Origin of the sequence: Silicimonas algicola, from assembly GCF_003970735.1 — a bacterium.
Lineage (GTDB): Bacteria > Pseudomonadota > Alphaproteobacteria > Rhodobacterales > Rhodobacteraceae > Silicimonas > Silicimonas algicola.
In genome coordinates, this window is sequence record NZ_CP034588.1 from 3,100,492 (window position 1) to 3,121,218 (window position 20,727).

17 protein-coding genes and 3 pseudogenes are annotated in these 20,727 nt (G+C 63.0%); 12 read left to right on the forward strand and 8 right to left on the reverse strand.

The annotated features are described in order from the left end of the window. Positions 1–50: 50 nt before the first annotated feature. Positions 51–872 (reverse strand): class I SAM-dependent methyltransferase, encoded by an 822-nt coding sequence (locus tag EF888_RS15195; RefSeq protein ID WP_109761027.1) that lies wholly within the window; start codon positions 870–872, stop codon positions 51–53. Between the two features lie 98 nt (positions 873–970). Here EF888_RS15195 and EF888_RS15200 point away from each other — a divergent pair, with 98 nt between their 5' ends. Beyond that, entirely contained in the window at positions 971–1,660 is a 690-nt protein-coding gene (locus EF888_RS15200) for a winged helix-turn-helix transcriptional regulator (protein ID WP_164721716.1), read from the forward strand. Positions 1,661–1,961: 301 nt separating this feature from the next. On the opposite strand, the gene EF888_RS15205 is transcribed toward EF888_RS15200, so the two are convergent. Further along, entirely contained in the window at positions 1,962–2,216 is a 255-nt protein-coding gene (locus tag EF888_RS15205; protein WP_109761026.1) for a hypothetical protein, read from the reverse strand. Positions 2,217–2,446: 230 nt separating this feature from the next. Here EF888_RS15205 and EF888_RS15210 point away from each other — a divergent pair, with 230 nt between their 5' ends. Both EF888_RS15210 and EF888_RS15215 read left to right on the forward strand, forming a co-directional pair. Further along, positions 2,447–4,009, forward strand: coding sequence for a winged helix-turn-helix domain-containing protein (locus tag EF888_RS15210; protein WP_164721717.1), 1,563 nt, complete (start codon positions 2,447–2,449; stop codon positions 4,007–4,009). A 29-nt stretch (positions 4,010–4,038) separates the two neighbouring features. Continuing rightward, a pseudogene (locus tag EF888_RS15215) lies at positions 4,039–5,318 on the forward strand (transposase); the annotation flags it as partial. A gap of 302 nt (positions 5,319–5,620) precedes the next feature. Here the strand turns inward: EF888_RS15215 and EF888_RS15220 are convergent. Then, positions 5,621–7,165, reverse strand: a complete 1,545-nt coding sequence (locus EF888_RS15220) for a winged helix-turn-helix domain-containing protein (RefSeq protein WP_109761024.1) — start codon at positions 7,163–7,165, stop codon at positions 5,621–5,623. A 77-nt stretch (positions 7,166–7,242) separates the two neighbouring features. Beyond that, positions 7,243–7,596, reverse strand: a complete 354-nt coding sequence (locus EF888_RS15225; protein ID WP_109761023.1) for a hypothetical protein — start codon at positions 7,594–7,596, stop codon at positions 7,243–7,245. A 476-nt stretch (positions 7,597–8,072) separates the two neighbouring features. Between EF888_RS15225 and EF888_RS15230 the strand changes: the two genes are divergently transcribed. Continuing rightward, complete coding sequence (locus tag EF888_RS15230; protein WP_164721718.1) at positions 8,073–8,513, forward strand: hypothetical protein; 441 nt, start codon at positions 8,073–8,075, stop codon at positions 8,511–8,513. A 392-nt stretch (positions 8,514–8,905) separates the two neighbouring features. On the opposite strand, the gene EF888_RS22520 is transcribed toward EF888_RS15230, so the two are convergent. The 4 genes from EF888_RS22520 to EF888_RS15245 form a co-directional block, all read right to left on the reverse strand. Further along, the gene (locus tag EF888_RS22520; RefSeq protein WP_338143034.1) at positions 8,906–9,001 is read right to left on the reverse strand and encodes a hypothetical protein; all 96 of its coding nucleotides are present in this window, start codon (positions 8,999–9,001) and stop codon (positions 8,906–8,908) included. Then, entirely contained in the window at positions 8,985–9,695 is a 711-nt protein-coding gene (locus tag EF888_RS15235; RefSeq protein ID WP_241239690.1) for a recombinase family protein, read from the reverse strand. The genes EF888_RS22520 and EF888_RS15235 overlap by 17 nt, the downstream gene beginning before the upstream one ends. A 34-nt stretch (positions 9,696–9,729) precedes the next feature. Further along, positions 9,730–10,053: a DnaJ family domain-containing protein gene (locus tag EF888_RS15240; protein WP_241239691.1), complete on the reverse strand. Its 324-nt coding sequence runs from the start codon at positions 10,051–10,053 to the stop codon at positions 9,730–9,732. 92 nt (positions 10,054–10,145) lie between these two features. Further along, positions 10,146–11,135, reverse strand: a complete 990-nt coding sequence (locus tag EF888_RS15245; protein ID WP_109761020.1) for a sensor histidine kinase — start codon at positions 11,133–11,135, stop codon at positions 10,146–10,148. Between the two features lie 281 nt (positions 11,136–11,416). On the opposite strand from EF888_RS15245, the gene EF888_RS15250 reads away from it, so the two are divergent. The 8 genes and pseudogenes from EF888_RS15250 to EF888_RS15285 all read left to right on the forward strand — a co-directional run bounded on the left by EF888_RS15250 (position 11,417) and on the right by EF888_RS15285 (position 20,305). Further along, the gene (locus EF888_RS15250) at positions 11,417–11,827 is read left to right on the forward strand and encodes a response regulator (protein ID WP_109761019.1); all 411 of its coding nucleotides are present in this window, start codon (positions 11,417–11,419) and stop codon (positions 11,825–11,827) included. 150 nt (positions 11,828–11,977) lie between these two features. Beyond that, a pseudogene (locus EF888_RS15255) lies at positions 11,978–12,681 on the forward strand (IS6 family transposase). Positions 12,682–12,935: 254 nt separating this feature from the next. Then, positions 12,936–13,454, forward strand: a pseudogene (locus EF888_RS15260) (IS6 family transposase); the annotation flags it as partial. A 290-nt stretch (positions 13,455–13,744) separates the two neighbouring features. Next, positions 13,745–14,284: a hypothetical protein gene (locus EF888_RS15265; RefSeq protein ID WP_109761018.1), complete on the forward strand. Its 540-nt coding sequence runs from the start codon at positions 13,745–13,747 to the stop codon at positions 14,282–14,284. Further along, complete coding sequence (locus EF888_RS15270; RefSeq protein ID WP_109761017.1) at positions 14,281–15,636, forward strand: GAF domain-containing protein; 1,356 nt, start codon at positions 14,281–14,283, stop codon at positions 15,634–15,636. Before EF888_RS15265 ends, EF888_RS15270 begins: the two co-directional genes overlap by 4 nt. 236 nt (positions 15,637–15,872) lie before the next feature. Next, the gene (locus tag EF888_RS15275) at positions 15,873–17,228 is read left to right on the forward strand and encodes an FAD-binding oxidoreductase (RefSeq protein WP_109761016.1); all 1,356 of its coding nucleotides are present in this window, start codon (positions 15,873–15,875) and stop codon (positions 17,226–17,228) included. Positions 17,229–17,295: 67 nt separating this feature from the next. Continuing rightward, the gene (locus EF888_RS15280) at positions 17,296–18,078 is read left to right on the forward strand and encodes a DUF5602 domain-containing protein (protein ID WP_109761015.1); all 783 of its coding nucleotides are present in this window, start codon (positions 17,296–17,298) and stop codon (positions 18,076–18,078) included. A gap of 451 nt (positions 18,079–18,529) precedes the next feature. Beyond that, entirely contained in the window at positions 18,530–20,305 is a 1,776-nt protein-coding gene (locus EF888_RS15285) for an SLC13 family permease (protein ID WP_109761014.1), read from the forward strand. Positions 20,306–20,727 lie beyond the last annotated feature (422 nt).

The window sequence follows — 20,727 nt, forward strand, 5'->3', positions numbered from 1 at the left end:
TGCACCACTTGGACATCCTGGAGTTCTGAATAGCGGACACTGTAACGACATCATCCGTGCTCCTTAGGCTTGCGGTTCCAGACGGCGACATGCGCCGGCGCGGGGAACGCGACCGTGCCGTTGCTCGCCGCGAATCCTCTCAGACGCGTTTCCGCCGCTTTAACCAGCTCTTCGAAGCCTGCATCGTCTATGAAGTCGCCGAGCGTCCAGCCGCGGACATCCGTTCGAACCCACTCCCGGATCGACGCGAAACGCGCGGTTCCGGTGGCGGTCGTCAGCTTCGCCCCCGCCAGCCCGCCGTCCTCGAGGACCCGCAGCAATACCAACTTGTCGCCAAGCGCGAAAGGCGCCCTTAGCGCGGCGGCTGCGTCCTGTCCAAACATCTCAAGGATCAACTCAATTATGCCGGCGTAAGCGGGCGACCTGGCAACATCGTCCCAAACCGTCAGCGCAATCCGGCCGCCGGGACGAACCACGCGAGCCATCTCGTTCAGAGCTTTCGTCTGCTGATCGAAGAACATCAGGCCGAACTGGCAGAGTACCCTGTCGAAACTGCCTCCGGCGAAAGGCAGTGCCTCGGCGAGGCCCTCGATCCACTCCATGTCGGGCGCACGGCGGCGCGCGACGTCAAGCATTCCCTGGTTGCGGTCGAGACCGACGACGCGCCCACTGGGACCGACACGCTCAGCGGCTTCCCGGGTCGTGGCACCGGTTCCGCAGGCGATATCCAGCACATCCTTCCCCGGACCGACCTCTACCGCGTCGCAGAGCGGTCCGGCCCAAGGCCCGAACAGCGCCGGAACAAAGAATTCATCGTAGATTTCGGCGGCGGATTTGGAGACCTGTCCCGCTGCGGCTGCATTCCTCGTCATGGCGTCACCATTTGGCTCAATTGGGATGCCGCCAGCGTGACGCGATATGCGCAGTCAGGTATAGTTCGAAATCTGTAGCAAACCGGAGAGCTCGCAGAGTGAAATCCTATGGTCAGTTCTGTCCTGTCGCAAAGGCGGCGGAACTTTTCTGCGAACGCTGGAGCGCTCTGATCATCCGTGACCTCGCCTCCGGGCCGCGCCGGTTCTCTGAGTTGCAGAAGGGTGTTCCTCTAATGTCGCCGTCAATTCTTTCCTCACGGCTGAAGTGGCTCGTCGCGGAAGGCGTGGTCGCGCGTTACGACATTGGTGCCAAGCGTCCGGGCTACGTCCTGACCGAAGCGGGCCGGGAATTCGTTCCCTTGGTCGAGGCACTGGGTATCTGGGGACAACGCTGGACACGGCGCGAACTAATGGATCACGAGATCGATCTGGGACTGCTGGTGTGGAGCCTTGAGAGCTCTTCCAATCCAGACGTCTTCGGGAGAAAGCGATGCCTGATACAGCTCGAACTAACGGATCAGCCTGAGGCGAAGCGGTACTGGTGGTTCCTGAACCAGAAGGGCCGCTGCGAGCTCTGCGTCGACAACCCGGGCGGAGAGTTGAACCTCTACGTCGCCTGCACGCTTCCGGACGCGATCTACATCGTCCGTGGCGACCTCACCACGGCCATGGCAATCGAAACGCGCCGGCTCGAACTGCTCGGCGATGCTTGGGCGAGGCGCAGGTTTGTCGAATGGCTCAATCTCGGACCGCTCACGCAAATGCGATCACATCGTCCTGGCGCTTGATCCGTGTAGTCTGGTCAGGGCTCACTGCCAATTTAGGATACGGCGCGGCATCTGCATGATCCAGTTGGTCCGGCGCAACCAGGAGGGCCCTTAGCCGCCGTTCGTGCAATGCCTTGCCAACGTCCGAAGACACCCAAACTTCAGTTTCAAATGGGCACTCTTCGGGGGTAAGACGTCGGCACAGGAAGATGGTCAGCGATTAATGGCACAGCACACCAGATCGTGCCTCAACAATAGGTTGGCGGGTCCGGAAAGTTTGCGTCATGTAAAACCGGCCCCGCCCTTCTCGCCGTTTCATTGATCAGTCTTGCTCGGCCACGACCGTGATCTCGGTGGTTTCCTGAATGGAATCTCCGAAGGTCCAGTCAGGCTTCGCCGCCTCAACGAAGATCGCCCTGATCGCCGCTTCAAACCGGTCGCCGTGTTTCTGCAGCTCGATGACGCCCGCGGCGACTTCCGCGGGAAGGATCGACAGGTCGTAGTCCTTGGCAGGATCTGCCGAGACCTGGAACGCCGCAGCGGCGAAAATGGTGGAAATGATGGTTGCTCTGAACATAATGGTCTCCGTGGTTTGGGAATTGGTTTGGTGCGGGTTGCAGCGCCAATCTCAGCGCCTGATGTAAGCAAGCTCGTTTGCGGCCACGAAAGTCACGAAGGCTGGCCCGAAATTTGACGAAAGCTCAAAAAATTCTTCTAATTGGGGCGTTTAGCTTCAATTCCGAAAACGAGGAATTGACCTCGCCCGATGGCACTAAGGTCCCTCTTCGGCCGCAGACAGCGCGGGTTTTGTGCCTTCTGGCCCAAAATCGCGGGAAGCTCGTCACGAAGGAATCGCTGATGCGGGAGGTCTGGCCAGACACTCACGTCACTGACGACAGCCTCGTCCAGTGCATCTCCGAGATTCGGCGCGCACTCGGCGGGGAAGACGCGAAACGGCTGGCGACGGTGCCAAAGCAAGGCTATCGGCTGACGGCGACTCCGGTGCCAGATAACGCGTCTTTGACCGCCGCGTCAGCGGTTCCGGGGCAGGAACACAACCGGCGGCGACTTGGACCCCGGATGATCGCGGCCATCGTGGCGTGGGTAGCCGCTCTCTTCCTTGTTGTGGTTGCTGCCACATTTCTCTTCAACGGCGAAGCGGCACCGCAGGAGACGCTTACAATCGCTGTTCTACCCTTCGAGAACCTCAGCAGCGATCCGGAACAAGACTATCTGTCATCAGGGCTGGCGGAGGATCTTCTGACCGATCTGTCCCGCATCGGGGCGATAAAGGTCCTGTCGCGGAACACGACCTTCGGGCTACGCAACTCACCGGAGGCCGTCTCTGAAACGATGAAGGATTTCGGAGCCACCCATATGGTGGATGGTAGCGTTCAGCGCGAGGGCGAGCAGATCAGGATCAGCGTTCAGTTGGTACAACTGATGACCGGTTCTAATGTCTGGGCGCAGCGCTACGACCGGCAGCTCGGCGACCTTTTCGACATTCAGGACGACGTCCGGTCAAAGATTGTCGACGCGCTTTCCGTCAGGCTCCGGCCGCAAGAGCAGGAACGGCTGATGAGCACGGGCACGTCCGACGTCTCGGCCTACGACCTCCTCCTGCGGGGCCGTCACTTCGAGGCCTCGCTGGACCGTCCGGGCGTCACTCGCGCGATTTCGCTCTACCGCCGCGCGCTCGACGTGGACCCCGGCTATACCGAGGCCTACGCCCGCCTCGCCAACATGTACGACTTCTCGTCACGGTTCGGCTGGGGTGAAAGCGCCGAGGCGGATCGGGTCCTGGCCATCGAGATGGCCGAGCGGGCGGTGCGGCTGGACCCGGACAACCCCTTTGCGCGATGGACAATGGGGCGCATCATGTCGCGTCTCGGGCGAACGCCCTCTAGCCGGGACCGCGCCATGCAGGAACTGCGCGCCGCGATCGAGATCGACCCCAACTATGCCGATGCCTACGGGTTCATCTCGCTGGTCTATGTCGGGGGCGCACAGATCGAGGAGGCGCGCCAAGCGATCGGCACCGCCTTCGATCTTAATCAGACACCACCCTATTGGTACTACCAGAATCGCGGTATCGTATCTTACTTCGAAGAGGCCTACGCGCTGGCCGTCAAGGACTTCCTCCGCGCCGTCGAGATGAGTCCGACGGCGGCCTTTTCGCGCCTCTGGCTCGCCGCCGCCTACGCCATGACAGGTGATGTCGACGCGGCCGAATGGGAAATCGAAGAAGCGCAAATGCTCGGCGAACCACAAACCGTGACGGATGTGCTCAAGGCGAACCCCATCATCCAGGATCCGGAGTTCCAGAACGCATATAGAAGTGGGCTCGCGAAAGCGGGCCTGCCGGAATAAACTCGTCGCACAGCGGTCATCGGCATCTTTTCAAAGATCAGAACGGGCGGCTTCGGCCGTTCTACAGCCACACGGGTCGCCCCTCGATCGATCCCGAGCTGATCGTCCGGATGCTGGTGATCGGTTACGTGATAGGAATCCGGTCCGAGCGGCGGCTGTGCCAGGACGTGCATCTCAACCTGGCCTACCGGTGGTTCTGCCGTCTCGGCCTTGATGACAAGGTCCCCGATCATTCCACCTTCTCGAGGTATCGGCACGGCAAGTTCCGGGAGAGCGGTCTGCTGCGGCAGATCTTCGAGGCGACCGTCGAGCGCTGCCTGAAGGAGGATCTCATCTCGGGCGAGGGCTTTGCCGTTGATGCCAGCCTGATCCCAACGGATGCCAACAAGAGCCGGTCCCTGGCGGCGGCGGGCTGGAGCCCCGACGTCGCCCGGGCCACTGGCAACCGTGCGGCGCGGGAGTATCTGGAGACACTCGATGATGCAGCCTTCGGCGCGGCCTCGGAGTCGCAGCCGAAGTTCGTGGCGAAGTCGGATCCGGCCGCCCAGTGGACCCGGGCCGAAGAAAGCCGACCCTATTTTGCCTACGCCCCGAACTACCTGGTCGACACCAAGTGCTCTGTCATCATGGACGTGGAGGGCACAAGGGCGATCCGGCAGGCCGAGGTCGGCGCCTCGCAAACCATGCTTGACAGGACCGAACAGCGCTTCGGCATCTGCCCGGAATGGCTCGCCGCCGACACCGCCTACGGGTCCAGCGAGAACCTTGGCTGGCTGGTCAAGAAGCGCGGGATCATCCCGTTCATCCCGGTGATCGACAAGACCGGGAGAACCGACGGAACGTGGTAGCGGCGGACTTCGAATGGGACGAGGAGAACGACCAGTACATCTGCCCGGAAGGCCATGCCCTGCGGCAGTTCCGACGCAACTACTCGGACCCGGGCCGCGGGAAGAACATCGCTGGCACACGCAAGTACCGCGCGCTCCGGGCCACCTGCCAGGCCTGCCCGTCGAAGGATCTCTGCTGCCCGAACGCCGACGCGCGATACGTCACCCGGACACCGGACGAGGACGCGCGCGACTTCGCCAGGGACTGCCGGAAGACGAAGGCCTACAAGGTCTCCCGGGACAAGCGGAAGAAGGTCGAGATGCTCTTCGCCCACCTCAAGCGCATCCTGAACCTCACGCGCCTGCGCCTCAGGGGTCCGAACGGTGCCAGGGACGAGTTCATCCTCGCCGCTACAGCACAGAACCTCCGAAAGCTCGCCAAGCTGCGGCCGGCGTTCGCTGGGATGAAGGTCGCGAATTGATCTGAACCTTGAGGTCACCCGGACGACCCCAGCACCGGATCAGCATCCGGGACCACAAGGGCTGCTCCACCCGCCAAGCCCGACTGCGCCGCAAATCCGGCCGAGTTCTTCAACAGAATCGGCCCATAGCCGACGTTGATCACCAAGAACTCCCGCTGCGCTGCGGCCTCTCTGAGCGGACATTCGCAGCAATCCCTCGGTTCCAAGTCACCTGAACGTCAGATGTGCCGACAAACCGGTCGTTCGCTTTAGGGGAGCACAGGAAGTCCCATGATGGATCGCTTGCGGATACGGCAGGCTCGTCACGCTCCGACTCCGGCTACTTTGGCTCGTGCGGCGAGTTCTTCAGCCATACCTTGGTCCAAAAACGGAAAATCCAGGAAATGCGACGGGGGTAGATCGATGCGGTTCACCATCCTACGGAACGCTGTGGCATCCATGATGCGATTGTTGCCGGACGCCGCCACCGCGTAGACCAGCGCATTCCAGGCTCCCAACGGGTTGCGTTCGTGCCCTTCTCGGGCGGCTTCCACCGCGGCGTCTACCTGCCCGTCCAGCAGCAACGCCAGCGCGATCAGCGAGAAATAGAGCGGATTCTGGGGGTCGAAGTTCACACGGCGCATCATTTCCTGCAGTCGAAGTGCACCCGGTTTGAATGCGCCAGAAAGAATGTCGCTGGTGGCAATCGTCAGATGCGCGAGGTGATAGGACGGGTTGATCGCAAGGGCCCGGCGACAATCGAGGCGCGCGCCTTCGTGATCGCCTAGCAGCCAGAACCTGACATTGCCCCTGGTCCGCAACACCCAGTCGCTGGACTGATCGATCTCGACAGCGCGATCGCACAACGCGAGTGCGCGGTCGGGGTCTGCGCAAAGCTCCGAAAACGGGATCAACGGTATCATTTGCGTTTCGACGGCGGCAAGCATCGTAAGCACGGTCGGATTCTCCGGGGCCAGCAGAACCGCCTGTTCCATGGCCGTCCTGGCCGACCGCCAGTTTGACCGCCGAAAGCGGCACATGTGCCAGGCCGCCTTCGCCATCAATTCCTGCGCCGAAAGTGTCGTATCGTCTGCTTGTGCGAACTCCGATCCGTCACCCATGATCATGCGTACCCGAAGTTGGGCTGAAATTGCATCGGCAACCAAGCCTGGCAGGTCCCATTTCTCGGCGTCGGCGGCCTCTTCGGTGGCTGCATACAGGTCAGCATCGTGGCCGCGCCTGGTGATACGGAAAAAGATGCGCGCCGTTCCTGACCTGTCCGAAACTCGACCGGATATTAGGTACTTCGCGTTGGACCGGTGGTCCGGGTCGGTTACGATTACAACCCCTCGACGCAGCGACAGGCGCACCATAAGTTCTTCAAACAAGGCTTCGCTTAGTTCCGCCGTCACTGTGTCCGAAGACTGAAACCGCTCTACGAAGATTTCCGGCAGCGCGCCGAGGGGATCGGCAACGGCGCGCGCTTTCAAGATATAACCTTGGCCGATGACCGTCTTGAGGATGGTCCTGTCCTTGTCCGCCAGCGCACTCCGAACGTCTTTGATGCATTGCACCAAACTGTCGTCCGTCACCGCGACATCGGGCCAAACGGCCTGTGCAATGGCATCGCGCGACACAAGCTGACCAGGGGTGCGTGCAAGTTGGGCGAGTACTCGCAGCGACTGCGACCGCAGCGACAGCACCATGCCCGAGGCGTCACGCAGCGTCAGGCTCGACGGCTCGAACGAGCAGGAACCAAGGATCAGTGTAGATGTGCTTGCGTTCGTCATTCGGCCGGTTTCGACAAGTCTCACTTGGGATCGGACATTCGACACTGTACCGGTCTTCTCGTTGAAGTTCATATCCATGTTCTGTTTCCGGTAATGTGGTAGGCGACCACCGTCTGGGCCGACTGGATCGTCGGCCCGAACTCTTAATCCTCGTGTCAGCTAACGCAGTACTCGCATTCAACCTGCCGCAGGAAGCGAAGTCGGTTCTCAAGCGGCATCTCCGCGACACTGGGATGCATCCAGTCCGCGTCGAGGGTGCTCAACTCGACGGCCTTGCGGCCAATCGCGAAAACATAGGCTTCGACATAGGCTTCGCCGGGTGCTTCCAGAATGACGTATTGGTTGCCATGGGCCTTGAAGTTGTCGATTTCTTCGATCCTGAGCGCCTGTAGAAGCTCGGGCGTCGCTCCATCGAATGCGACATTGATGCGGACGGCGTACTGATCGGCGTGGGCCTGCAGAGTGCCCAGAAGGGCCAGCGTAGCTGCGCTGATAGTGGTGCGGATCATGATCTTCTCCTGATGTGTCTGGTTTCGTGAGTTGCTTCACAGGATCAACTTCTCATGGACCGGATGGCGTCGCAGGAAACGCGCACGAAATCGAAACGAAATCGTTGGCGGAGCACAGTCTCGAATGTGCGATGCTTTCAGCGAGGGAGGGTTTCGCGACGTCTGAAGGCAACAAGCCTGCGGAAGCGCGCGTCATTCCCGCTCTTGCGCTGCGACAAGGTGGTTTTGGCAGCCAGTAGTCAACTTGCCGATCTGGCCATGAGGCCCCGCACATTGGACACCTTTCACCGCCCGGCGCGTGCAACCGAGGCAGCACCCCGCGCACCAGAAAAATGGCGACTCTCACTACTGAGGAAATGCGCAGCGAGTCTCACGACCTTTGATCGATCTTCAGGACAGGCTGCCACGGAGATGGTATGGTCGGGGAGCAAACGCGGGAGAAGCAAATGTTGCTGTTCAGACCTTTCGCAATTTTTTTGTTCCTTTCTGCTCAGGCGATGGCGGGCGGCATCGCATGGCCCGATCCAAGGATACCGGTGCCGGATGACGTGCGCGTCTTCGTCCATTCGGAATGCGAAGCGTTCCGCGGATGGAGCGAGGAAACGGTCGATGAATGCATCACGGGCGAGCTTTACGGCTACCGGGCCGTCGTGATGATGCTCATGGACGAGGAACTCGGCGAAACGACAGCCGAACGCTACCGGGGGTGCGCGGCGGGCTTGGGAGGCCTCGGCGGGAGACTGCACCGCCGCAAGGCGGAATGCATCAGCGCAGTCCATTGCATTGTCTGGCGGTTCTCGTTTTCGCGTGAGACGGCACTTCAGGATACTCGGAGGGCCGACTGGTCGTTGCCCGTGTCGAAGTCTGAGCGACAGAAGGCGTACGAAACTGCGATGGCGGTCTTGCGCCGTGGCTGAGCACGGTCGATCACACTGACACCCTGTCTGGCAGCCCCGGCCCCCACTGCGCGGGCGCTTCAAGTCTCCTAGTTGCTGGGAAAAGGTCGACGCCGGCGCGTTTTGGACAAAGCAGCGAAGCCTACTAGTCGAGAGTTCAGAGAGCGAACGCGGACATTGCGCTGAGGGGCGACCGCTCCCATTCACTACAATCCGCGGCGTCGCTTTCCCCTGATGTCGGATCCCGCTGATCGGTTCGATGGTGGTGCAATCTGAGGTCTCTTTGCATCCCCGGCGAACGTTGTGCAGCGTGTGGCACTGGACGCGATGGCCTCAAAACTGACGGTGGTAAGCGCCGCCGACGTATGGGCCACAGAACCAGCAAGGCAACATTGACCTCTCCAGGCTCTCTCTCACTCCTGGACTGCGCACCCGCTTTCGTCTCCGAGCCGCTCAAGCAGGTTCCGGACATTGGAAACGTGCCACATTCTCTTACGCCTGGTCATCATACCATTTGCGTTCAAGGCATCCGCGATGCCTCGAAGCGATCACACCGTCGGACCTGAGGCTGTCAACCACCGGACGCAGCTCTTCGGCAAACTCGTCTGCATTCCGAGCCACAGCCTCCCTGAGCGTCTCACCGCCCTTACCAGCCCGCCTGAGGGCCGCCGCGCTATTCGGGTTGCCGAGCTTCGCCCCGCGGGCCTTCGCGGCCGCCAGCGCTTCCTTCGTGCGCCGAGAGATCGCCTCCCGCTCCTGCTGGGCGACCAGTGCCATAATGCCCACGGTGAGGTCGTTCGCTTCCGGCATGTCGCAGGCCGCGAACCTCGCCCCGCTGTCTCTCAGGGTCAGGAGGAAGGCCGCGTTGCGGGAGAGCCGGTCGAGCTTGGCGATCACCAGCGTTGCCCCAGTGAGGTTCGCAAGGATCAGCGCCTTCGCCAGTTCCGGCCGTTCGTTCTTCCGTCCGCTCTCAACCTCTGTGAAACGGGCCAGGACGTCCGCGCCCCTCGATGCTGCGAAGTCGTCTATCGCCTTCCGCTGTGCCTCGAGCCCAAGTCCCGATCTCCCCTGCCGGGCGGTCGAGACCCGCTCGTAAGCCACGAACTTCGGGAATGGGACAGTCTCTCTGACCATGTACAAACCTGCCTGACGTTGATTGCGCAGGTCTGTACACCGCTCAATGGGTGCCTTCAGTGAAGGCAAGAACATTGATGTGCATGGGGCGCCGTTCGCTCGATCAGCGCCCCATGAACTTCCTTCGCGCCTCGACAGCAGTATTATACCGCTGTTCGAGGTCCGCGATGAGCGCCATCGCAAGACGCCTGTCTTCTTCACTCTTGGCGTCTCGGAATGCTTCCCTGGCCGGTTCGAGCAATTTCTTGATCTTGAATTCCTCGGGCAATGCCCCTGCCTCGGCCATTATCCGAACCGCCACCTGGGTGGCCATGTCGGTGAAGGCCTCACCGGAATGGTCTGGCAATGGCTTGCCTTCGCCCTTCAAGCCTATGAACTGTCCTTCTGCAATCGCCTTTCTGATCTGCCGTTCGACCAGCGTCCTCATTGATCGGGACATGAGCTTCTCCCTTCGATCTGCAAACTCATCGCATCATCTACACTTCCCCGCAGCGACGGTGCGAGGTGGCTCAAAGGGCGTCAAGCAATTCGCTCAGAGGGTGACGCCGCAAGGATGGATGTGTCCGTCCAGGAGAACGAAGCATGCACCCGACCCGACGCTACCGTGTACTCGACGCGACCCCCGCGCACACCCACGAGGGATGAGCGGATGAGGCGCGTGCCAAAGCTTTCGCTTGCGTCGGGTTCAGTCGGAGCGCTCTCCCCCCATTCGAGGACGACCGTCTGACCCTCAACGGACCACGACAGAACGGCGGGACCACGGCCTTCAGCAAGGGCGCCATACTTCATCGAGTTCGTGCACAGTTCATAGAGCGCCATCGAGAGCCCGCTGACCGCTTCCGCCGGGATCGTCGCCTCGGGTCCGCGATGGAGGGTCAGACCCGGATTGCTCAGAAACGGTGCGAGGGAGGTGTCGATGACGGTATTGAGTGAAGCTGCCTGCCAGTCACCCTGCACCAGCACTCGTTGAGCTACGTCGACGCCATGAAGACGAGCGGTCATGATATCCCGAAACTGATCGACGCTGTCGACTTCACGGGACACCTTCCGAACCAGTGCGAGGACGACTGCAATGAGGTTCTTGATCCTGTGGACCGACTCCCGCGCAGTATACTCCTGCCGTTCACGCAACGCATTCGCCAGTTCCAGTGCCAGACGCGCCCTGCCAACAGACCACGCCAGGAAGATCGACGTGACCGTGTAAATCATCTCGGACGGGAGGTTGACTGGAGCGAGCGGGGCGGACCGATACAAGACCCAGGCCGCAACGACGGTCACGAGTGCCGTGACCACGCCCACGATCGGTCCGCCGCCAAAGGCCGCAATGACGACCGCAGGATAAAAAGTAATGTAAGGCGGCAGGGGCTCCCCGCCGATGTACTCGAGCAGCGGCTTGAGGACCGACGCCGCTACAATCAGTCCGGCAGCCAGGAGCCACGCAGACCATGACCCCGGAGGCGGCCAATGAATGCCGAGCACGTTTTCTGCCGGGTGCAGCTTCTTCGACATAACGATCCCACGGCTTGGGCAAGATCAGAACAGCTACGAAATGGCACGGGTCGCAGGCAGAGAGACGACAAACGAAGCGGACGCAAACCTTCGCGGCCACAGTATGATGCTTTTGCATCATGGCAATCACCTCCGACCCCGGAAAGGAGCCAGTTGTCGCAGGAGCCGTCACTGCGATACGGCCGGGGCCGCCCGACGAGGCGTTCGAGACTCCGGTCATGGTGCCGTGACTGGCCCGTCAAGCGTCGGTGCGGCTTTCCGGGAACGAATTGACGACGAGGATGTTCAGTGGCGAAACGGAATATTCCCTGTCCTACTACGGCAGGGTGCCAAGAGATCTGGAGGTTCAGGTGAGAGTTCTTCTGGCAGAGGATGAGTGGCTCATCCGCATGGACCTGGCCTGGATACTGGAGGAGCAGGGATGTGAGGTCTGGGAGGCAAGGGACGCCGAACAGGCCCTGGCCATTCTCGAGGAAGTCCGAACGTTCGATGCGCTGGTAACGGACGTGGATATGCCCGGGTCCCTTGACGGGCTGACGCTTGCGTTCGCGATCCGCGATCGGCTCCCGGACTGTCGCACCCTGTTCGTCTCTGGTGAAAAGGAACCGACCACGGGTGAGATGCCCGAGGGCAGCTTGTTTCTCTCGAAGCCGGTAAGCCCCGCCACACTGATTGCAGGGTTACGAACCTAGGTGCCGACGTATCCAATTGAGCGCAGGCGCGGCAGGGCTGGCCCCGCCTGACGTCTCATCGTGACCGCAGGAATGAAGAGCAAGGGTTTACAGGACAGTGTCAGAAGAACTTGCCTTGAGACAGGTTCCTGGCCGCCGTACCTTGCTGCGATGCCCAGACAACCTCCTTTCAGGTACTTCAAGACGTCGCCCGAGATCATCCGCCTGGCAGTGATGCTCTACGTCCGCTTCCCGCTATCGCTACGGAACGTCGAGGACCTGCTGCACGAACGCGGCGTCGATGTCAGCCACGAGACGGTCCGGTACTGGTGGAATCGGTTCGGTCCGATGTTTGCGTCAGAGATCCGGAAGCGCCGGGTGCAGGGCCTGCGCTCGAGCCGGTGGCGATGGCATCTGGACGAGATGTTTGTGAAGATCAACGGCAGGCAGCATTATCTTTGGCGGGCCGTAGATCAAGAAGGTGAGGTACTGGAGAGCTTCGTCCCGACGACCCGCGATAAGAAGGCAGGTCGAAGTTCCTCAGGAAGGCGATGAAGCGTCACGGCCGGCCGGAGGAAGTGGTGACCGACCGCCTCCGTACCTATGGCGCAGCCCTCAAGGAGATGGGACGAGGCGACGATCGCAAAATGGGTCGCTGGGTGAACAATCGGGCAGAGAACTCGCATCTGCCGTTTCGAAGGCGGGAGCGGGCAATGCAGCGCTTCCGCCAGATGCGATGTCTGCAAAAGTTTGCCTCCGTCCATGCCTCCGTCTCGAACCACTTCAACCAGGACCGCAGCCTCTCCAGTCGAAACCTCTTCAAACTGAACCGCACCGCCGCTCTGGTCGAGTGGCGCGGTCTCTATGCCGAGTAAGGGTCTGCGTCACCGGCCTTGCGGAGACTGGTTCGCATTAGTCTGACAGCACCGCCATTTAACGTTGATTTTATTGATTTTCTTGCGCAGATGACCGGAAAACCCAACATAACGCCCAACAAAGATGAAGCGCTTCCGGATGAGGTGGCACTGGGTGGGCGATCAACGCTTGTTCCTCCGCCTAGCTGAATGGCCAGCTCGGGCAACAGGCACTCTATCTCTGCCGTCGTGAAGGAGTTGGGGGCTGTAGGTTGTCCGAGATCCGGAAGCGCCGGGTCCAGGGCCTGCGCTCGAGCCGGTGGCGGTGGCATCTGGACGAGATGTTCGTGAAGATCAACGGCAGGCAGCATTACCTCTGGCGGGCCGTTGATCATGAGGGTGAGGTTCTCGAGAGCTTCGTCACGATCACCCGGGACAAGACGGCGGCGCTGAAGTTCCTCAGGAAAGCGATGAAGCGTCACGGCCGGCCCGAGGAAGTGGTGACCGATCGCCTCCGCACCTACGGCGCAGCTCTGAAGGAGATGGGGCGAGGTGATGATCGCGAGATGGGTCGCTGGGTGAACAACCAGGCGGAGAACTCGCACCTGCCGTTCCGACGACGGGAGCGGGCCATGCAGCGCTTCCGGCGGATGCGAAGCCTGCAAAAGTTTGCCTCCGTCCACGCCGCCGTCTCGAACCACTTCAACCAGGACCGCAGCCTCTCCGGTCGAAACCTCCTCAAGCTGAACCGCAACGCCGCACTTGTCGAATGGCGCGGTCTCTATGCGAAGTAAGGGGCTGCGTCACCGGCGTTGCGGAGACTGGCTCGCACTGGTCTGACGGCACCGCAAGATGTCTAACATTCGGACGTTCCGGCCACCTTCACTACCTCCGCTCGTGGCTGGACCGGACGCTCGGTCTGCCGAGATGATCCAAGGTGCGGGCGCCGCGTGTCGGCTTCACCTACATCACGCGACCCGCGCCGTGATTCAATCTTGTGCGAGATACATAATCGTGTGGTATTCGTCGCAGTTATCTTGACCTTGCCCGACGGCATGTTGCCAGCGTTTTCAGGACCACGAAGATGGCGACTCTTCCTTACGCCACACCCACGGACGACCAGATCAGCTGGCGCGACTCGGCCCGCGACTCTGACCTCCTGCCTGCCCACCTCGTGGCGTTCCTGCAATGCGGCGTGAGCATCACCCTCGGTGCGCGTGGCCGGAACGGGCGGCCTGTCGTCGGTGCCGGCGTCGCGTGCCGCGTAAGCGGGATGGCGAACGTGCGTGTCTTCCTTTCGCGCCGCACCGACGCCGCCGTCATCGACGCCGTGGAAGCGGGAAGCCCGATCGCGGCAACCTTCTCCCGGGCGCGGGATCACAGGTCCATCCAACTGAAGGCGACGCGCGCCGTCATCCGGCCGACCGAACCAGACGACGCGAGCGAGGCGGCACGGCAGTGCGCACTCCTCGCAGACGACCTCGTCGAGCTTGGCTACGCGCGCGGACAGGCGGACGTCTACGCCTTTCTCGGCGCCGAGGATCTCGTCTCGCTCGAATTTCGTCCCGAGCGTATCTTCACCCAGACGCCAGGTCCCGGCGCGGGCGCGGAGCTGCCGCGATGAGCGACGTCGATCTGCGCAGCCTCCGGGGCGCCATGGAGGGTTTCTGCGCCTCCACCCTCTGCACCTGCGACGAGGAGGGCCTGCCCAACGCCTCGATGATCAGCCAAGTGCACTGGGTCGACGAAGAGCACGTCGCGCTCTCTTACCAGTTCTTCAACAAGACGCGTCGCAATCTCCTCGCCACCCGGCAGGCTTGCGTGCAACTCTTCGATCCGGCGACCCTCGCGATCTACCGGCTGGACCTCGACTACGTCGAGACGCGCACCTCGGGGGCACTCTTCGAAACCATGAAGGCCAAGCTCGCCGGCATCGCGTCGCACCATGGGCTCGAGAAGGTGTTCCGCCTGCTCGGCGCCGATGTTTTCCGCGTGGTGGCAATGGAGCAGGTGCAGGCCCCTTCAGCGCGGCCCGCTTGCCGTGACGCCACGCTCCTCTCCGCGGTGCGGGCCTGCGTCGACGACTTCTCGCGTTGCCAAGACTTGGACGATCTTGCCGACGCCGTGCTCGACGGCGTGGTCCGCCACCTAGGAGTCTCGCACGCGATCCTCCTCATGGCGGAGTGCGACGGGCGCCTCTTCGCACTCGGCTCGCGCGGCTACGCGGTGTCCGGTATCGGCGCGGAGATCCTGCCGGGCGAGGGCGTCATCGGCGTCGCCGCGTGCGAGGGCGTACCGATCCGGATCGGCCACATGAGCACGGACTACCGCTACGGCGCGGCACTTGGCGCGGCAGCGCGGAGCGCGGGGCTTGTCGCCGAAGAGCCGCGGGGGGTGCCGTTTCCCGGCCTGGGCACGCCGCACAGCCAGATCGCCGTACCCGTCTCGGCCGGCGGCCGCGTCCTCGGCGTCCTCTTCGCGGAATCGGACGAGGTTATGCGCTTTGACCACGAATGCGAGGACGCGCTCGTGCTCGTCGCCGTCCAACTCGGGGCGACGATGGCGCTCCTGCAAGAGGAGGACGCGGAGGAGGCGCCTGCCGCCCCCGTTCCGCACGTCGCGGAGGGCAGCGGCGTAACGGTACGCCACTACTCGCGCGACGACAGCGTCTTCATCGGCCACGACTACCTCATAAAGGGCGTTGCGGGAGCGATCCTCTGGCGGCTCCTGCGCGAACATGCAGCCACGGGCCGCACCGACTTTACCACGCGGGAGTTGCGCCTCGACCGATCTCTGAAGCTTCCGGACCATGCCGAGAACCTTGACGCGCGCCTTGTGCTCCTGCGCCGGCGGCTGGAGGAGCGCGGCGCCTGCCTCCAGCTCGTGAAGACCGGACGCGGTCTCTTCCGGCTCGTCTGCCGCAGCCATATCACGCTTGAGGATGCCGGAGAGGGCGAGGCGGCCGAGGTCGCCTGAGACCCTCGGCAGTCGCGTGAGCATTCTCTTAGCATCCGTTTAGGCTTTCGTGACGAGAGACTTAGCAAGCCTCACGCCGCAGTCCGCCCTATAGAGCGCCGCAGGACGTGGTGCCCAAGCGGAAGACGCAGGCCCCGCGCCACCCGACACCACCAACCCCGACGGCGCACCACGCGCCGCCATCCCCGACCCGAAAAGGTACGGCGCCCGAAGCCCGTTCCCGGAAGAGAGACGACATGAACATCGACATCCTAAGTCCCCGCATCAGAGGCGAAGTCATCACCGTGCTCGAACCGCGCCTCGGCGCCGAGGTCGACGCGCTCATCTGGAACGGCCGCAAGCCTGCCCGCAGGGCCAGGCTCATCGTCCGCGCCGCCTGCGCCGGAGACGTGGCGGAGGCCGTGCGCTTCGCCGCCGTGAACGGTCTCACCATTTCGCCGAGGGGCGGCGGGCACCAGTTCACCGGGATCGCCACGCAGGCCGACATGGTGATCGACCTCTGTGCTCTCGACGGCCTGAAGCTTGACGCCGAGGCGCGGACCGCCCGCGTGGAGCCTGCAGTGACCAACGCCCGCATGGCCGCCGCGCTCGAGCGTCACGGCCTTGCCTTCCCGCTCGGCCATTGCGGCAGCGTCCCGATGTCGGGCTATCTGCTCGGCGGCGGCGTCGGCTGGAACTCGGCCGAATGGGGCTTCGCCTGCTTCTCTGTCACCGCCGCCGAGGTCGTCCTCGCGGATGGGCGCATGGTCACGGCGACCGCCGAGGATCACGCCGACGTCTTCTGGGCCGCGCGCGGCGCGGGGCCGGAGTTCTTCGGCGTCGTGACCGCCTATCATCTGGCGCTCCAGCCGGCGCGGAAGGCGATCAGCACCACGATCCGGGTCTATCCCGGCTCGTCCGTGGTGGACGTCGCGGCCTGGGCCGAGATCGTCATGGCCAAGGCGCCCGCATGCGTCGAGTTCACAGCGAAGGTCACGCCAACGCCGAACGGCCCCATGATCGCCAGCGTCGCCACTGTCTTCGCGCGGACCGACGCCGAAGCCTGCGCCGTCCACGCCGCGCTCGGCGAGGGCGCGCCCGAGGCGCTCCAGGTGATCGGGCCGATGCCCACGCCCTTCGGCGCGCTCTACGCAGCGACAGAGCCCTCGATGCCCGAGGGCCGCCGCTACGCCGTCGACACCGTCTGGTCCGACGCGCGCTTCGGCGAGGTGCTCGGACGTGTCGTGGAAGACATGGCGCTCGCGCCGTCGGAGGCGAGCATGGCGCTCGTCGTCCTGCGGTCGAATGCCGTCCCGACGCCCGGAGACGCCGCCTTCTCCTGCCATGGACGCGTCTTCGGCGCGCTCTACGCGATCTGGCAGGACGAGGACGAGGACGCGGCCAACCTCGGCTGGCTCCGCGCAGCGGTCGACAGCGTCGCCCCGCTCTGTACCGGCGCCTACGTGGGCGAGGCCGATCTCGACCGTCCCCACCGGGCGCTCCGCACTCTCACCCCCGAGGCCGAGGCGCGGCTCACGCAGCTGCGGGCCCTGCACGACCCGTCGAGCCTGTTCCACTGCCAGAGGCGGCACGAGGCTCTCGCCGCCGAATAGCGTCATCCCTGCGCGGCGCCTCCGCGCAGGGCGATCCAACCAAACAAAACCCAAAGGAGACCATATAATGACCCTTCAAAGCACCCTTCGCGCCGCCCTCATGGCGAGCGTCATCCCGCTCGCCGCCACGGCGCAGGGCATCGAACTCGGCCCCGAGATGCCGCTGGGCGAAGGTACTGCGCGCGCTTTCACCGAGACAGACGCCGCAGGCTTCGCCACGCGCATCGGAATCGAGATTACCGAGGAGGCCGTCGCCTCTATTGGCCAGGACATGATCTTCGTGACCGTGCCCCTGCCGGAGGCTGCGCTCGAAGCGGGCTACGACCATGTCTCGCTTGACTGGATGCCCCACGGCCACGCGCCCGGCGCTCTCTTCGGCGTGCCGCATTTCGACGTGCATTTCTACATGACCACCGAGGCCGAGCGGCTCGCCATCGACCCCGCCGACCCGCTCTTCATGGAGAAGGCCGCCAACCGGCCCTCGGCGGACCTCATGCCGCCGAACTTCGTGCCGCCGCCGGAGCTCGACCCGATCCCGGCCATGGGCGAGCACTGGCTCGACGTCACGGACCCGGTCTTCGCGGGACAGCCCTTCGAGGCGGTGCTGATCTACGGGGCCTGGGACGGCGAGTTGATCTTCGTCGAGCCCATGGTGACGCGCGATCTCCTGCTCTCACGTCAGGACTTCGGCGGCGCGCTTGGCCAGCCCGCCCGCGTCGACGAGCCCCTATCGCTTCCCAGTGCCTGGAGTGTGTCTTTCGACGCAGAGACCGGCGTCCACATCGTCTCGATCGACGCGCTCGAGGCGCGCATGTCCGACGCCGGAGCGGGCGCGCAGGCCACCAACTGATCCCACGGTCTCGGGCGGTCCGTCGTCGCCCGGGACCTTCCCTATGACGGCAGGTTCGAAACGCGTGAGCCGCGTGCTCGGTAACTACGATAACGCGTCTCTGCCGTCGCGACCGCCGGCACTTTGTTCGCGACGACAAGATCACGATCCCATAGTGCCGTGGCGCACCGCTTGCCCGGGCCCGCTTTAGGCTCGACGCAGTCGCTCCCCCATTGCAGTCGAACGACCGCCTCGGGCCGGAAGTGGCACCGGTTGTCTTGGAGGTGGACGGCCGCTCAGGGCCGCAAGTGGTCGACGGCTTCGCGGTGACCAGACGTACGCTCAGATCCAGTGGTGGCGCTGTGGACGAAGTCTTGGTGGCACGGGAGCTTCGCCCGGGGTCCACGACACGACCGACAGTCAGCACGAAAGAACAAGAGACCAGCGAACTGGAAGCCAATATAGAGTACCCATGACAACCGAGCTCTTGCTGGTCTTCCTCGTTCTCGGAGCAGTGTTCGTTCTGCTGATATGGGGGCGCATACGGTATGATCTCGTCGCTTTCACGGCCCTGATCGTCGCCACCGCCATCGGGCTCGTGCCTACCGATGAGATGTTTTCGGGGTTCGGACATTCCGCCGTCGCGATCATCGCACTTGTCCTCATCGTAAGCCGAGGTCTGTCCGCTTCCGGTGCCGTTGAACTTATCGCGGCTCGCCTGATCGATCCCAAGCGACCTCTTCCCCTCCACGTCGCGGTCTTGGCAACGCTTGCGGCCGGATTGTCAGCGATCATCAACAACGTCGCTGCACTGGCCCTCTTGATGCCACTCGACGTCGAGGCGGCGAAAAAGGCCAAACGCGCAGCCGGCCAGAGCCTGATGCCACTGTCCTTCGCGACGATCCTGGGGGGCATGATCACTCTGATCGGCACACCGCCCAACATCGTGATCTCGGAGTACCGTCAGGACGCTCTCGGCGCTCCCTTCGCCATGTTCGACTTCGCACCGGTTGGGCTGACCGTCGCCATTGCTGGTATCGCTTTCGTGTCACTTGTCGGCTGGCGTCTCTTGCCGACGCGCACGCAACTGGCGGAACACGAGGCCGAACTGAGCAAGGGGCGTTATGTCGTCGAGCTCCGCATAGGTGATGAGGCTGCGGACGGAAACCTGATGGTGCAGGACCTCTACCCGCAGGCGGAAGATGCGGACATCAACATTCTCGGCCTGATCCGCAGGGGTCGTCGGCGCCCGGGGCTGGCTCGCAGAGAGGTGTTGCTCCCAGGTGACTTCCTGGTGGTCGAGGGCGAGCCAAAGTCAATCGAGAGCTTCATGGGGCAGGTCAGGCTCGATTTTGCGGGGTCCGAAAAACACGAGGGCGGTGTCACATCGACCGGCCTTGCGCTGGTCGAGGCCATCGTGCCCGATGGCGCAAGGATTCAGAACCGGACGGCTCGCGCACTGGGCCTTCTGCAACGTCATTCGGTCACGCTGCTCGGCGTCGCCCGCGGGGGCAAAAGGTTTCGTGACCGCGTCCGATTGCTGCCGATCCGCAGTGGCGACGTCCTGCTCCTTCTCGGCGACCCTGAACGCGTCGCGACGGCTACTGAATGGTTGGGTGTACTGCCGATCGAAGGTCGCAGTACCGAGGTCATTCAGCGCAGGAAAGCAGGGGTTTCTGTCGCGATCTTCATCGCTGCCGTCGCGACTGCGGTTCTCGGGCTATTGCCGCTGACGGTGGCGCTTGCCGCGACAGTCGTGGCTTATATCGCCTACGGTCTCGTAGGGCCGCGTGAGGTCTATACCTCCGTAGAATGGAAGGTGATCGTGCTGCTCGCTAGCCTTATCCCGCTTGCCGAGGCATTCGAAACATTCGGCGGCGCGGACCTCATCGCCGGACAGATCGTGACGATGACCGAGACCTATCCGGCCTGGGTAGCGATCCTGGCGCTTCTGGTCGTAACGATGACGTTGTCGGACTTCCTCAACAATGTGGCGACGACACTGATCGCCGCGCCCATCGCTCTGTCGATAGCGAACTCCACAGGCACGAACCCTGACGCTTATCTCATGACCGTCGCGGTGGGAGCGTCATGCGCGTTCCTCACTCCGATCGGACACAAGAACAACACGATCATCCTTGGACCGGGCGGGTATCGCTTTGGAGACTACTGGCGGATGGGATTGCCTCTGGAAGCGATCGTCATCGGCGTGGCGGTGCCGGCAATACTCCTGTTCTGGCCACTTTGAACGAGGCGCGGATTCGGCCGCGTTGGCCGTGAAGCAACCATTCGCTTCGCAATGGACACTAGATCCCATGGACTCCTGTGTGAAAACCATGGGTCCGTGGGCTCGGAAGCATGTGCATGGCGTTTTCCGCCGACGGGGGAAAAGAAGCTACCCCTATGATCGATCGGCCAGAGCGAGGCGCCGGCGATGCGCACCCCTTCGTTCGGCTGTCGGGCAACGTTTCAGACTTGGCCGCGCGAATGGATGAACATCCACGTCGGGATGAAGAGGATGGGGCGGGGGCCAGTTCCGTAAATCTCGGAATGCAGCCCGACCCCGTCGCGGTCAATCCTGCCTTCGGTATGGGGATGCGCGGCGCGTATGGCTCAGGTCTCCCGTCATCAGGTCACTGACCAGAGAAGCGTTCCGAATGGGGGCATGGT